At 65.0% G+C, this 14282-nt stretch carries 8 protein-coding genes and 2 pseudogenes; 5 read left to right on the top strand and 5 right to left on the bottom strand.

Features of this window, described 5'->3' with window-relative positions; genetic code table 11:
• The first annotated feature begins 4 nt into the window (after nucleotides 1-4).
• The 4 genes from gcvP to ggpS all read left to right on the top strand — a co-directional run bounded on the left by gcvP (nucleotide 5) and on the right by ggpS (nucleotide 8078).
• Complete coding sequence (gene gcvP, locus ACSVIK_RS00940; RefSeq protein WP_442442490.1) at nucleotides 5-2857, top strand: aminomethyl-transferring glycine dehydrogenase; 2853 nt, start codon at nucleotides 5-7, stop codon at nucleotides 2855-2857.
• A 165-nt stretch (nucleotides 2858-3022) separates the two neighbouring features.
• Nucleotides 3023-4147, top strand: a complete 1125-nt coding sequence (gcvT, locus tag ACSVIK_RS00935) for a glycine cleavage system aminomethyltransferase GcvT (RefSeq protein ID WP_442442489.1) — start codon at nucleotides 3023-3025, stop codon at nucleotides 4145-4147.
• A gap of 260 nt (nucleotides 4148-4407) precedes the next feature.
• A complete protein-coding gene (locus ACSVIK_RS00930; protein ID WP_442442488.1) occupies nucleotides 4408-5661 on the top strand; it encodes an MFS transporter in 1254 nt (417 codons plus the stop codon).
• A gap of 158 nt (nucleotides 5662-5819) precedes the next feature.
• Entirely contained in the window at nucleotides 5820-8078 is a 2259-nt protein-coding gene (gene ggpS, locus ACSVIK_RS00925) for a glucosylglycerol-phosphate synthase (protein WP_442442487.1), read from the top strand.
• A 194-nt stretch (nucleotides 8079-8272) separates the two neighbouring features.
• Here ggpS and ACSVIK_RS00920 read toward each other — a convergent pair whose 3' ends face one another.
• The 5 genes and pseudogenes from ACSVIK_RS00920 to ACSVIK_RS00900 all read right to left on the bottom strand — a co-directional run.
• A complete protein-coding gene (locus ACSVIK_RS00920; RefSeq protein ID WP_442442486.1) occupies nucleotides 8273-8806 on the bottom strand; it encodes an REP-associated tyrosine transposase in 534 nt (177 codons plus the stop codon).
• A 181-nt stretch (nucleotides 8807-8987) separates the two neighbouring features.
• Entirely contained in the window at nucleotides 8988-9692 is a 705-nt protein-coding gene (locus ACSVIK_RS00915; protein ID WP_442442588.1) for a methyl-accepting chemotaxis protein, read from the bottom strand.
• 198 nt (nucleotides 9693-9890) lie between these two features.
• Nucleotides 9891-10772 (bottom strand): annotated as a pseudogene (locus tag ACSVIK_RS00910) (methyl-accepting chemotaxis protein); the annotation flags it as partial.
• 414 nt (nucleotides 10773-11186) lie between these two features.
• Nucleotides 11187-11900, bottom strand: coding sequence for a methyl-accepting chemotaxis protein (locus tag ACSVIK_RS00905; protein ID WP_442442587.1), 714 nt, complete (start codon nucleotides 11898-11900; stop codon nucleotides 11187-11189).
• Nucleotides 11901-12041: 141 nt separating this feature from the next.
• Nucleotides 12042-13004, bottom strand: a pseudogene (locus ACSVIK_RS00900) (methyl-accepting chemotaxis protein); the annotation flags it as partial.
• 335 nt (nucleotides 13005-13339) lie between these two features.
• On the opposite strand from ACSVIK_RS00900, the gene ACSVIK_RS00895 reads away from it, so the two are divergent.
• Nucleotides 13340-14281, top strand: coding sequence for a bile acid:sodium symporter family protein (locus tag ACSVIK_RS00895; RefSeq protein ID WP_442442485.1), 942 nt, complete (start codon nucleotides 13340-13342; stop codon nucleotides 14279-14281).
• Nucleotide 14282 lies beyond the last annotated feature (1 nt).

Raw genomic sequence — 14282 nt, 5'->3', positions numbered from 1 at the left:
CGCCATGACCCAGCTCGATACCCAGAACGAATTCATCGCCCGCCATATCGGCCCACGCGAGGCCGATACCGCTGCCATGCTCGAACTGCTCGGCTATGACTCGGTGGACGCCCTGACCAGTGCGGTGATCCCCGAGAGCATCAAGGGCACCAGCATCCTCGGCGAGCAGCCGGGCCTGTCGGAAGCCGACGCCCTGGCGCGTATCAAGGCCATCGCCGCGCAGAACCAGCAGTTCAAGAACTTCATCGGCCAGGGTTACTACGGCACCCACACGCCGAGCGCGATCCTGCGCAACCTGCTGGAAAACCCGGCCTGGTATACCGCCTATACCCCTTACCAGCCGGAGATTTCCCAGGGCCGCCTGGAAGCGCTGCTGAACTTCCAGACGCTGATCAGCGACCTCACCGGCATGCAGATTGCCAACGCCTCCTTGCTCGACGAGGCCACCGCTGCCGCCGAGGCCATGACCTTCTGCAAACGCCTGTCGAAGAACAAGGCCAGCAACACCTTCTTCGCCTCCCAGCATTGCCACCCGCAGACCCTCGACGTGCTGCGCACCCGTGCCGAACCGCTGGGCATCGAAGTGGAAGTGGGCGACGAAGCCAGCATCAGCGACGCCAGCGCCTACTTCGGCGCGCTGCTGCAGTACCCGGCAAGCAACGGTGACATCTTCGATTACCGTGCCCTGGTGGAGCGCTTCCACGCCGCCAATGCCCTGGTGGCCGTGGCCGCCGACCTGCTGGCCCTGACCCTGCTCACCCCGCCGGGCGAGTTCGGTGCCGACGTCGCCCTGGGCAGCGCCCAGCGCTTCGGTGTGCCGCTGGGCTTCGGTGGCCCGCACGCCGCCTACTTCGCCACCCGCGACGCGTTCAAGCGCGACATGCCGGGTCGCCTGGTCGGCATGTCGGTCGACCGTTTCGGCAAGCCGGCCCTGCGCCTGGCCATGCAGACCCGCGAGCAGCACATCCGCCGCGAGAAGGCCACCAGCAACATCTGTACCGCCCAGGTGCTGCTGGCCAACATCGCCAGCATGTACGCCGTGTATCACGGCCCGAAAGGCCTGACCGCCATCGCTCAGCGCGTGCACAGCTTCACCGCCATCCTCGCCCTGGGCCTGACCAAGCTGGGCCACAGCGTCGAGCAGCAGCACTTCTTCGACACCCTGAGCATCAAGACCGGCGCCAAGACCGCCGAGCTGCATGCCAAGGCCCGTGCCGCCGGCATCAACCTGCGCGAGATCGACGCCGAGCGTCTGGGTCTGTCGCTGGACGAAACCACCGACCAGGCCGCCGTCGAGGCCTTGCTGGCACTGTTCGCCGGCGAGCAGGCAGCTCCTGCAGTCAGCGACCTGGCCGCACAGATCGCCAGCCGTCTGCCAGAAGGTCTGCTGCGCCAGTCGGCCATCCTGCAACACGAAGTGTTCAACCGTTACCACAGCGAAACCGAGCTGATGCGCTACCTGCGCAAGCTGGCCGACAAGGACCTGGCGCTGGACCGCAGCATGATCCCGCTGGGCTCCTGCACCATGAAGCTCAACGCCGCCAGCGAGATGATCCCGGTGACCTGGCCGGAGTTCGGCAACCTGCACCCCTTCGCCCCCGCCGAACAGGCTGCCGGCTATGCGCAACTGACCCGCGAACTGGAAGCCATGCTCTGCGCCGCCACCGGCTACGACGCCGTGTCGCTGCAGCCCAACGCCGGTTCTCAGGGTGAGTACGCCGGCCTGTTGGCCATTCGTGCCTACCACCACAGCCGTGGCGACGATCAGCGCGACATCTGCCTGATCCCGCAATCGGCCCACGGCACCAACCCGGCCACAGCCTCCATGGCCGGCATGCGCGTGGTAGTGACCGCCTGTGATGCCCGCGGCAACGTCGACATCGCTGACCTCAAGGCCAAGGCCGAAGAGCACAAGGATCGCCTCGCCGCGCTGATGATCACCTACCCGTCCACCCATGGTGTGTTCGAGGAAGGCATCCGCGAAATCTGCGAGATCATCCACGCCAACGGCGGCCAGGTGTACATCGACGGCGCCAACATGAACGCCATGGTCGGCCTCTGCGCCCCGGGCCAGTTCGGCGGCGACGTCTCCCACCTGAACCTGCACAAGACCTTCTGCATCCCCCATGGCGGCGGCGGCCCGGGCGTCGGCCCGATCGGCGTCAAGTCGCACCTGGCGCCGTTCCTGCCCGGCCACGCCAACATGGCGCGCAAGGAAGGTGCCGTGAGCGCCGCGCCGTTCGGCAGCGCCAGCATCCTGCCGATCACCTGGATGTACATCACCATGATGGGCGGCAATGGTCTCAAGCGCGCCTCGCAGATGGCCATCCTCAACGCCAACTACATCGCCCGTCGCCTGGAAGAGCACTACCCGGTGCTCTACTCCGGTGAAGGCGGCCTGGTGGCGCACGAGTGCATCCTCGATATCCGCCCGCTCAAGGACAGCAGCGGCATCAGCGTCGACGACGTGGCCAAGCGCCTGATCGACTTCGGCTTCCACGCCCCGACCATGTCCTTCCCGGTGGCCGGCACCCTGATGATCGAGCCGACCGAGAGCGAGTCCAAGGAAGAACTGGATCGCTTCTGCGACGCCATGATCGCCATTCGCGAAGAAATCCGCGCAGTCGAGCAAGGCCGTCTGGATAAAGACGACAACCCGCTGAAGAACGCTCCTCACACTGCCCTGGAGCTGGTGGGCGAGTGGCACCACGCCTACAGCCGCGAGCAGGCCGTGTACCCGGTCGCCAGCCTGATCGAGGCCAAGTACTGGCCGCCGGTAGGCCGCGTGGACAACGTCTACGGCGACCGCAACCTGGTCTGCGCCTGCCCGTCCATCGAGGCGTATCAGGACGCTTGAGGCGTTTGTCTCCCCTCTCCCGCTTGCGGGAGAGGGGACAGTCCGTGTCCAGCCCGTAGCCCGGATGCAATCCGGGGATGCCATGAAAGCTCCCGGATTGCATCCGGGCTACGACTCGCGAAACGCCCGGCGCCATCGCGCCGGGCCTTTTCAAGGAATTTTCCGATGACCACTGAAACCCTCGCCAAGACACCGTTGCATGCCCTGCACCTTGAACTCGGCGCGCGCATGGTGCCCTTCGCCGGCTATGACATGCCGGTGCAATACCCGCTGGGCGTGATGAAGGAACACCTGCACACCCGCGACGCCGCCGGCCTGTTCGACGTGTCGCACATGGGCCAGATCCTCCTGTGTGGTGAGCACGCCGCGCGCGCCCTGGAAAGCCTGGTGCCGGTGGACATCATCGACCTGCCGGTGGGCACGCAGCGCTACGCCATGTTCACCGACGCCAACGGCGGCATCCTCGACGACCTGATGGTGGCCAACCTGGGTGACGACACCCTGTACCTGGTGGTCAACGCCGCCTGCAAACATCAGGATCTGGCCCACCTGCACAAGCACATCGGCGAGCAGTGCCAGATCGAGAGCCTGTTCGAGGAGCGCGCCCTGCTCGCCCTGCAAGGCCCGAAAGCGGCCGACGTGCTGGCCCGCCTGGCGCCGGAGGTGAGCAAGATGACCTTCATGCAAGTGGCTCGTGTACGTCTGCTGGGCAGCGAATGCATCGTCAGCCGCAGCGGCTACACCGGCGAAGACGGCTTCGAGATTTCCGTCGCCGTCGACCAGGCGGAAACCCTGGCGCGCAGCCTGTTGGCCGAAACCGAAGTCGAAGCCATCGGCCTCGGCGCACGCGACTCGTTGCGCCTGGAAGCCGGCCTGTGCCTGTATGGCCACGACATGAGCACGGCCACTACACCGATCGAAGCCAGCCTGCTGTGGGCCATCTCCAAGGTGCGCCGCGCAGACGGCGAGCGCGCCGGCCACTTCCCCGGTGCCGAGCGCGTGTTCCAGCAGCAACGCGAAGGCGTGGCACGCAAGCGTGTCGGCCTGCTGCCGCAGGAGCGCGTGCCGGTGCGTGAAGGTGCGGAGATCGTCGATGCCGATGGCAGTGTGATCGGCCAGGTGTGCAGCGGCGGCTTCGGCCCGAGCCTCGGCGCGCCGGTGGCCATGGGCTACGTCGACGCCGGCTTTACCGCCCTCGACAGCGAAGTCTGGGCCCTGGTGCGCGGCAAGCGCGTGCCGATGAAGGTGGCCAAGACCCCGTTCGTACCGCAGCGCTACTACCGCGGTTGAGCCCCGTAGCCCGGATGCAATCCGGGGAGCCTGTTAGAAGCTCCCGGATTGCATCCGGGCTACCTTCGTCTTCGCTCCGCCCGAAGGCAACCGGGGCGTTTTGCGCGCACCCATGGGGCAGTGGCGCTACGCAAAAAATTCACCCAACCGTTCGTCAGCAAAAAAATACTTTAAATAACAATAAGTTAAACAAATCGACCGCTGCACCCTGGCCTGTTTCGTGCTTGCTATCACTGGCATAGTTCCTTAGGGTAGTTCGCATGCGGTCTCTCATTGCCCCCATCAGCTCCTTGCTGAGCGGCGTGGCTTTGCTCCTGCTCGGCAATGGTCTGCTCAATACCCTACTAACCCTGCGTGGCGTCGCCGAAGGCTACTCCACCACGATGCTCGGTCTGATCATGTCCGGGTACTTCGTCGGGTTCCTTCTCGGCACCTGGCTGGCGACTCCGCTGGTCAGACGCATCGGGCACATTCGTGCATTCGCCTGTTGCGCGGCGCTGGCTGCCATCGCTGCCCTGCTCCATCTGCTGCTGATCAATCCGTGGATCTGGCTGCTGCTGCGCGTGCTCTACGGCCTGGCCCTGGTGACGCTGTACATGGTCATCGAGAGCTGGCTCAACGCCCAGGCGCCGAACGAGAAGCGTGGCCAGGTATTCGCCCTGTACATGGCGGTCAACCTCGGCGCCCTGGCCCTGGCCCAGCAACTGCTGCGCCTGTCCGACCCGGTGCAGTTCACCCTGTTCGCCATCGCCGCCATCCTCATCAGCGCGGCGCTGATGCCCATTACCCTGACCCGCCAGGCGCAACCTAGCCTGCCGGAAACGCCGCCGAGCAACCTGCGCCAACTGTGGAACATCGCACCGCTGGCGATCATCGCCGCCGGCCTGTCCGGGCTGGCCATGGGCGGCTTCTGGGGCATGGCACCGGTGTATGCCAGCCTGTCCGGTTTCGACACCGCCGGTGTCGGCCTGCTGATGACCGCCACCATTCTCGGCGGCGCCCTGCTGCAATGGCCCATCGGCCTCTATTCCGATCGCCACGACCGGCGCCAGGTGCTGCTCTGGGTAGTGCTGCTGGCAGTGGCCCTGGCGCTGATCATGAGCCTATTGCCGGCTGGCCCTTGGCTGCTCGGCGCCATCTTCATCTGGGGCGGCCTGGCCTTCGCCATCTACCCCATCGCCGTGGCGCAACTGATCGACCAGCTGCACAGCGACGAGATTCTTTCCGGCTCGGCCAGCCTACTGATGGTCAACGGTATCGGCTCGGTGTGCGGCCCGCTGCTGGCCGGCGTGCTGATGGAACAACTGGGCGCCCGTGCCCTGCCGCTGTACTTCGCCTGCACCCTCGGCCTGCTGGCTGCCTACACCCTTTACCGGCTGCGCCATGTCAGCGATCTGGTCAGCGGCGACGCCGCGCACTTCGTGCCCATGCTGCGCACCAGCCCCACGGTGCTGGAGCTGATGCCAGATGCACCGCCCCATGAATCGACGGAGGAGACGACAACTCTGTCCTGAAGTCATAGAACCTGTTCCAAGACTCGCGCTGCAGTCTCGGGGCAGGTTCTTAAAGGCTGTTTCGGCAAGGCCTCGAGCCTACCCCAAGCAGCCAGAAACCCGGCCAGTAGGCCGCTCGCCCTAGAGCCGAGCCGCAGGCCACTTCTGGAGAAACAACGATGCTATTAGCCACCGACCTGGATGGAACCTTTCTCGCTGGCGATCCCGAGGATCGCCTGAGCCTCTATCAGACCATCGCCGCACACCCGGAGATCAAGCTCGCCTACGTCACCGGGCGCAGCCTGGAAGCGGTGCTGCCGCTGCTGGCCGACCCGACGCTGCCACAACCGGACTACATCATCGCCGACGTTGGCGCGACCCTGGTTCACGGCGACAGCCTGCAACCGATCCAGCCGCTGCAGAGCACCGTGGATGCTCGCTGGCCCGGCGAAACCCAGGTGGCCAGCGCCATTGAGGCGTTCGGCCTGGAGCGCCAGGACGTGCCGCAGGCGCGCCGCTGCTCCTACTTCTGCACGCCGGAACAGGCGGCCAACCCGGAACTGCGCAAGATCGCCGACGAACTGGGCTGTGACCTGCTCTACTCCGCCGAGCTGTATCTGGACTTCCTGCCCAAGGGCGTGAACAAGGGCAGCAGCCTGCAGGCCCTGGCCGATTGGCTGGAACTGAGCCACGACCAGGTGCTGGCCGCGGGCGATACGCTCAACGACCTGTCCATGCTCAGCTCCAGCTTCCATGGTGTGTGCGTCGGCCAGTCGGAAACCGCCCTGCTGGACGCCACGCGCAGCCACTCGCGTACCCTGCACGCCAACCGCCCGGGCTGTGGCGGCATCCTCGAAGCCTTCGCCCATTTCGGCTTTCTCGGTGAACACGGCATCGCCGCCGAACGGCGCCAGGCCGCACAACCGGGCAAGGCCGAGCTGGTGATGGTCTATCACCGCCTGCCCTATGAGGAATACCGCAATGCCAACGGCAAGCTGCAGCGCCGCCGGCCGACCTCGCCCAACGGCATCATCCCCACCCTGCTGAGTTTCTTCGGTGACGGCCGCCCCGGCTCCTGGGTGGCCTGGGCCGTACACGAGGATGACGAAGAACCCTTCGACAGCCATACCACGGTGGATGCCGAGCGCTATCCCAAACTCACCGCCGCGCGGGTCAAGCTGAGCAAGGAAGAAGTGGACGTGTTCTACAAGCGCTTCTCCAAAGAAGCCTTCTGGCCCACCCTGCACACCTTCTGGGAGCGCGCCACCTTCAACGAGGACGACTGGCAGGTGTTCTGCAAGGTCAACCGTGCCTTTGCCGAACGTACCGCGCTGGAAGCCGCCGAAGGCGCCATCGTCTGGCTGCACGACTACAACCTGTGGATGGTGCCGGCCTATCTGCGCGAGCTGCGCCCGGATCTGCGCATCGCCTTCTTCCACCACACCTACTTCCCCTCGGCCGACGTGTTCAACGTGCTGCCCTGGCGCCGGCAGATCGTCGGCAGCCTGCTGCAGTGCGATTACATCGGCTTTCACATCCCGCGCCAGGTGGAGAACTTCGTCGACGTCGCCCGTGGCGTGTTCCCGCTGCAGACTCTGGAGCGGCAGAGCTGCGCGCCGCGCTTCATCACCTACGGCTGCGCCGTGGGCCTGGAGCGCATGACCACCGCGCTGGATACCGGCACGCGCCAGGTCAAGCTCGGCGCACACCCGGTCGGGCTGGACATCGAACGCGTGCGCAGCGCCCTGGAGGCGCCGAAGATTCAGGAACTGATGGGGCAACTGCGCGAAGAGATGAAAGGCGTAAAGCTGATTCTCGCCGTGGAGCGCCTCGACTACACCAAGGGCATCCTGGAAAAGCTCAACGCCTATGAACGCCTGCTGGCCGACAACCCCGAGCTGATCGGCAAGGTCACCCTGGTCACCGTATGCGTGCCGGCAGCGCGCGAGATGACCGTCTACGACGAACTGCAGACGCAGATCGAACAGGCCGTGGGCCGCATCAACGGGCGCTTCGCCCGCATCGGCTGGACGCCGCTGCAGTTCTTCTTCCGCAGCCTGCCGTTCGAGGAAGTCAGCGCCTGGTACGCCATGGCGGACGTCATGTGGATCACCCCGCTGCGCGACGGCCTCAACCTGGTAGCCAAGGAATTCGTCGCCGCGCAAGGCCTGCTCGGCGGGCGTGGCGTGCTGGTGCTGTCGGAATTCGCCGGCGCCGCCGCCGAACTCAAGGGTGCCCTGCTGACCAACCCGCACGACCCGGCCGACCTGGCACAAACCTGCTACCTGGCGCTGAACCTGCCCAAGAGCGAGGCCCAGGCGCGTTTGCGCGAGCTGTTCGACATCGTCTGCTACAACGACATCCGCCGCTGGGGCGAGGACTTCCTCGCCGGCGTGGCGCCCGCCGAAGAGCAGCCGTCGCTGACGCTGGTCAGCTAGGTTCGGACAGGCGGTGCGCACGGCGCACCCTACGCTGGATCGCCACGTAGGGTGCGCTGCGCGCACCGATACTACTCGCCAAAACCATCACCCTCTCGCACATCCCCGCCACCCCAATCGGCCGGATATACCCCCGCCCTCACCAAGCGATGGAAACTCGACCAGCCACGTAGGGTGCGCTGCGCGCACCGACACTACTCGCCAAAACCATCACCCTCTCGCACATCCCCGCCGCCCCAATCGGCCGGATATACCCCCGCCCTCACCAAGCGATGGAAACTCGACCACGGCCAGTCCTGCACATGCCTCACGAGCCCATGCCGCACCGGATTGAAGTGCAGGTAATCCATATGGCGCTGGTAGTCCTCATCATCACGAATGCAATGCTCCCAGAAGCGCCGCTGCCACAAACCGGACTCTCGACGCAGTTGTCGACTGAGGCTGATTGCGGCAGGCGCCACGACCTGCTGCGAGGTCAGGCGCTTGATCAGCGACCAACGCACACTGAAGTTGGCATCGCCAGGTGGTAGACGCCAGATGCAGTGCAAGTGGTCGGGCAGCAATACCCAGCCTTCGATGCAAAAGGGATAACGCAGACGAACCTGTTCGATGGCCTGGCGCAGCGCGGCACGCGATGTAGCGTCGGTCAGGATGGGGCGGCGTTGATAAGTAACCAGCGTGAAGAAGTAGCTCGCGCCAGCCTCCGGTGCACGGCGATAACGGGACATTCCCTGTCTCCTGAATCGTTAAGCATGGATGCAGCATAGACGCTGGTGCGCGCAGTGCCCCCTACATGGCTACGCTTGGCCGTGTGGTGCGCACGGCGCACCCTACGTTGGACTCGAAATGCCGGCGTAGGGTGCGCTATGCGCACCGAAACTACTCCTCGTAGAATGCGCGGGCCTCAGACTAGACGCGGAAGCGGCTGACCAGGGACTGCAAGTGACCGCCCAAGCGGGCCAGTTCGGCGCTGGAGGCGGCGGTTTCTTCGCTGGCGCTGGCGGTCTGCTCGGAGATGTCGCGCACGCTGATCACGCTGCGGCTGATTTCTTCGGCCACGGCGCTCTGCTCTTCGGCTGCGGCAGCGATCTGCTGGTTCATCGACTGGATGTTGGAGACCGCCTGGGTGATGCTGGCCAGGGAGGTGCCGGCCTTGCGGCTCAGCTCGACGCTGCTGTCGGTGATGTCACGGCTGGCGCGCATCGCCGCTGCCACCTGCTGGGTGCCGCTCTGCAGGCCGGCAATCAACGCTTCGATTTCCTCGGTGGATTTCTGCGTGCGCTGGGCCAGGCCACGCACTTCATCGGCGACCACGGCGAAACCACGGCCGGCTTCACCGGCGCGCGCCGCTTCGATGGCGGCGTTGAGGGCCAGCAGGTTGGTCTGTTCGGCCACCGACTTGATCACGTCCATCACGCTGCCGATCTTGTCGCTTTCCTGCTGCAGGCCGGTCATGGCCTCGGAGGAACGCCCCACTTCGGCAGCCAGGCGCTCGATCTGCGCCATGACCTGGGCTACCACCTGGTCACCCTGACGCGCTTCACCATCGGCGGCCGTGGCGGCGTGGGAGGCCTGCTCGGCGTTCTGCGCCACTTCCTGCACCGTGGCCGACATTTCGTGCATGGCGGTGGCCACCTGATCGGTTTCCTGACGCTGATGATTGGCACCGGCGCTGGTCTGCTCGGTCACGGCTGACAGTTGCTCGGCGGCACTGGCAATCTGCGCCACACCGTCCCGGATACCACCGATCAGCTCACGCAGGGTGCTAGCCATCTGCGCAATGCCTTGCTGCAGCATGCCCAGCTCGTCGCGACGGGTGACGCGCGGCGCATCGGTCAGATCGCCGTCGGCAATGCGCTGCACGGCGCCCAGGGTGTCTTGCAGCGGACGGGTGATCTGGCGGGTGATCAGCCAGGCCGCCAGCACGCCGAAAAGCAACGCCAGAAGCACGGCAACGATCTGCCAAGTGCGCGCCTGCTGGCTCTCGATGCCCAGGCGCTCGATCTGGAACTTGTACAGGGTATCGCTGATACGCACGATCTCGGCCTGTTGCTCGGTCATTTCCTGACGGGTACGGGCGATGTCCTGGGTCGCTTGCTTGAGTGCCTGCATGGCCTGCTCGTAGCTGCCCAGCAGCGCGTCGATACGGCTGGCGACATCGCCCTGGGCAGCGAAGGCCTCACGCAGGCCAGCCAGGCTGTTGCGCGCGGCGGCCAGGCGGCCAGCCAGGGCCTGTTCGGTTTGACTGTCGGCCATGTTGTCGTAGCGCTCGAGCAGGTAGCGCACGCTGAGCAGGTCGTTCTGCGTCTGGTTCAGGGCCTGCAACTGGTTGAAACGCTGGTCATCGTATGACGGCAATTGCAGCACGCCACGCAGCAGACCCTCCATCAGCTCGTTCAGTTGCTGGGCCTCGCTGGCCACGCGCAGACGAGCCTCACCGGCGGCGGCGTAGGCGGCGCGCATGCCGGCCAGGGACTTCTGATAGGCCTGGTTGTAGCCGTCCTGTTCCTTGAGCAACTTGACGTTGACCGGGTTGACGAAGGTGGCCATCAGCTTTCTCTGCTGCTGCAGGTAGATGTCCAGGCTGCCGAGCAGGCGCTCGGTGCTGGCGGCGTCGCCCTTGGCCAGCATCAGTTGCAGACGCGCGATGCGCAGGGTGGTGAGGGTGTTGTTGAGATGAGCGATCTCGCTCATCCAGGTGCTGCGCTGAATGACGCTGCCGAGGCTGGTCCAGGCGACCCAGGCCAGAGCCAGGGTGAGCGCCAGTACCAGGCCGAAGCCAAGCGCGAGCTTGCGAGTGACGTTGAGGTTCGCGAACCAGGAGTGCATGAAGGATCTCCAACCTTGAGCAAGGCAATGTAGGTATTTTTTAAGGTTGAGCTGGAGACTTGTTCTTCTTGGAGCCAGCAATAGGGGGGCTGTTGAGGTTTGATCGCAGTGCCGCGGCAACAGCCACCTGGGCACTGCTGACGCAAGGCCAATGGCACGAGACACAAGCAAGTGTGAAGCAGCCGACAGAATGCGCAGCCAGGTTGTAAGGGCTGGTGTCAGAAGCTCAGCAGAGAGGCAGGCCTGGCGACGCGAGTTCGCCAGGCCCGTGAAACCGAGTCAGAGCTGGAAGCGGCTGACCAGGGTTTGCAGATGGTTGCCCAGACGGGCGAGTTCCACCGAACTGGCTGCGGTTTCCTCGCTGGCCGCCGCGGTCTGCTCAGACACGTCACGCACGTTGAGCACGCTGCGGCCGATTTCCTCGGCCACCGCTCCCTGCTGCTCGGCAGCAGCGGCGATCTGCTGATTCATCGACTGGATATTGGCCACCTTCTGATTGATCACCTCCAGCGCATCGCCGGCCTGGCGCGCCAGGGCAACGCTGTCGTCGGTCAGGCTGCGGCTTTCCTGCAGGACGCCGGCGACCTGATCGGTGCCACGCTGCAGCGCCGCGATCAGGCTTTCGATTTCCTCGGTGGACTGCTGGGTACGCCGGGCCAGATTACGCACCTCATCGGCGACGACGGCGAAACCGCGCCCGGCCTCACCGGCACGCGCCGCTTCGATGGCGGCGTTGAGCGCCAGCAGGTTGGTCTGGTCAGCGACCGCCTTGATCACGTCCATCACGCTGCCGATCTTGTCGCTCTCATGCTGCAAACTGCTCATGGCATCGGTGGAGCGAGTCATTTCCCCGGCCAAGGCTTCGATGCGTGCAACCACGTCACTGACGATGCGATCCCCCTGGCGCGCCTCGCCATCGGCATCCACGGCAGCCTGCGACGCCTCGGCGGCATTGCGCGCCACCTCTTGCACGGTGGCGGACATTTCCTGCATGGCCGTGGCCACCTGATCCGTTTCCAGCTTCTGATTGTTGACCCCGGCACTGGTCTGCTCGGTCACCGCCGAGAGCTGCTCGGCGGCACTGGCGATCTGGCTGACGCCGTCGCGAATGCCCCCGATCAACTCACGCAAGGTATTGCCCATGCGCTGTACACCCTGCTGCAACGCACCGATCTCGTCACGTCGAGCGGTCGAAGGTATTGCGCTGAGGTCACCTGCGGCAATGCGCTCCACCACCTTCAGGGTATGGCCCAGCGGCTGGGTGATCTGACGGGTGATGATCCAGGCCGAGCAGGCCCCCAGCAGCAATGCTAGAACGGTGGTGAGCAATTCGGCCAGCTCGACCGAGGCGATATCGGCGTCACGCAGTGCAATCTGACCGTCGATCATCTTCTGGCTCAAGGAGGTGATCGCCTGGCCCTGTTGCCCGATCTCTTCACGGGCCTGGATGATCGCCGTGTCGAGCTGCTGAAAGCTCTTCACGGCATTCTGGTAAGCGCTGAAGCTGGCCACCACGGCGCGGATCTGCGCAGTCATGTCACTGCCCATCGCCTGTTGCAGGTTGGCCAGGCTTTGCTGCGTGCGCTCGTACTGGCGCAGCACGGCCGCTTCGGTGTCGGCATTGGGGTTGGCGGTGTAGCCACGCACCTCGTAGCGCATCAGTTGCCAGCCCTCGCGGGCGTCGCGCAGGGCGCGATAACGTGGCAGATATTGCGGGTCGCTCTCCGACATACGCGCCACGGCAGCTTCTATCTCATCGAGCTGGGCGAAGGCTTCCTTGGCCAGACGCCCCATTTCGCCACGCGCGGCAGTCAACTGCCGGTAGGCTTCACGCATCTTGGTGAGGCTGGTCTGGTAAAGATCCAGTTGGGTTTGCTGCGCCTCGAACAGCCGTACGTTTTCCGGCCGGGTGAAGTTGACACGTACGGCCCGGTGAACCTGCAGGTATTCATCCAGGGTTTTCTGGAAGGTTTCACCGAGCGCCTCGTTGCCGTTGCTCATCTCGTAGGTCAGGCGTTTGACCCGCAGGTCGTCGAGGCGGCTATCGAGCTGGGTGATATCGGTCAAGCGCTCACCACGCTCCACCAGTTGCCCCATGCCGTTCCAGGCAACGACAGCCAGTATCAGGGTCAGGGCCAGCACCAGGCCGAAGCCTATGGCCAGTTTCAGGGTTACGCTGAGGTTGCCGAACCATTTGTTCATGAAGTTCTCCAGCATGAGATACAGGAATACGCAAACGCTGGAGAGTTGTTCTTATGGCCAGCACAGAGACTCGGCACAGTTTAAACAGCGAAGGCGCGGCGACAATATCATGGCGCCACTATTTATTCATTCATTCATCTATATCTCCCGCCAGACGGCACGCCGACCAATCCCCCTCGTACGCCACCTCTGCTAGGCTTGCCGCCCCCACGACTGCCTGGATCGCCCCTATGCGCGCCCTGATCGCCTTCAGCCGCTTCGTCGGCAATACCTTCGCCCTCTGGGTGTTGCTGTTCGCTGTTCTGGCCTTCCTGCAACCGGCCTGGTTCCTGCCCGTCACCGCCTGGATCGTGCCGCTGCTGGGCTTGATCATGTTCGGCATGGGCCTGACGCTCAAGGCCGAGGATTTCCGTGACGTGCTGCGGCGCCCCCTGGCCGTGCTGCTCGGCGTGCTGGCGCAGTTCACCATCATGCCGCTGACGGCCTGGCTGCTGTGCCAGCTCTTCGGCCTGCCGGCAGAAATCGCCGTCGGGGTGATCCTGGTCGGTTGCTGCCCGGGCGGCACCGCCTCCAATGTCATCACCTGGTTCGCCCGTGGCGACCTGGCCCTGTCGGTGGCGATCACTTCGGTGACCACCCTCCTCGCCCCGCTGGTGACGCCAGCCCTGATCTGGCTGCTGGCCTCGCAATGGCTGCCGGTGTCGTTCAGCGCGATGTTCGTTTCGATCCTCAAGATGGTGCTGCTGCCCATCGTGCTCGGCCTGGTGGTGCAGCGCCTGCTCGGTACGCGAGTGAAGACGGCGGTGCAGGTACTGCCGCTGATTTCCGTGGTGAGCATCGTCGCCATCGTCGCGGCTGTGGTAGCGGCCAGCCAGGGCAAGATCGCCGAATCCGGCCTGCTGATCATGGCGGTGGTGGTGCTGCACAACGCCATCGGCCTGAGCCTGGGCTATCTGGCCGGACGCCTGTCCGGCATGCCGCTGGCGCAGCGCAAGACGCTGTCGATCGAAGTCGGCATGCAGAACTCCGGCCTCGGCGCCGCCCTGGCCAGTGCCCATTTCAGCCCACTGGCGGCGGTACCCAGTGCGCTGTTCAGCGTCTGGCACAACCTGTCCGGTGCGCTGCTGGCAACGCTCTACCGGCGGATGGGGGCAGAAAAGAGCGCCGAATGAA

Source organism: Pseudomonas sp. NCHU5216 (assembly GCF_052156495.1).
In the GTDB taxonomy this organism is placed as follows: Bacteria; Pseudomonadota; Gammaproteobacteria; order Pseudomonadales; family Pseudomonadaceae; genus Aquipseudomonas.
The sequence above is the reverse complement of the archived record's forward strand: the minus strand, read 5'-3'. Positions and strand labels throughout refer to the sequence as shown.